The sequence below is a fragment of the Methylobacterium sp. WL103 genome, assembly GCF_008039885.1.
Taxonomy (GTDB): Bacteria; Pseudomonadota; Alphaproteobacteria; order Rhizobiales; family Beijerinckiaceae; genus Methylobacterium; species Methylobacterium cerastii.
The window spans coordinates 1-442 of the sequence record NZ_VRUX01001295.1; the positions used below are offsets into that span (position 1 = coordinate 1).

A 442-nucleotide genomic window follows, 5' to 3' on the forward strand; every position below is an offset into this window, starting at 1 on the left:
GGCCAGGGCCGAGTGCGACGAAGCCGCCATCCGCGGCGGAGAAGCCCGCGCGTACCAAGTCGACGAGGGGGCTCAGCGGTACCGGCACCCGGCCGTCCGCGGGCGGGCGGTCCAGCACCAGCCGCCAGGTGCCGGGCACGAGGATGCGCCGCGTCTCGGTCTCGAGCTCGGCGCGGGCGGCGGCGATCAGGGCGGCGAGCAGGTCGTCCTCGGCCGCGTCGTCCGGATCGAGGCGGAGGTAGCCGCGCAGCTCGGGCACGGTCACCGGCTCGACGACGGCGCCGGCCACGCGTATCGGCATCATCGCGCATCTCCATGAATCGGGGATCGAGGGGTTGGTGGATCGAGGGGTCTCGATGGTGTTCCGAGCAGGCGTTCAGCGCCCGGCCGCGATCGGCCTGGCGTGGCTCGCGAACGTGGCCCTCGCCGGCGGCCCGGCGGG

The 442-nt window shown here is 75.1% G+C and carries 1 pseudogene; it reads right to left on the minus strand.

What is annotated here, in order from left to right:
• Positions 1-304, minus strand: a pseudogene (locus tag FV222_RS29060) (phage head-tail connector protein); the annotation flags it as partial.
• Between the last annotated feature and the right edge of the window lie 138 nt (positions 305-442).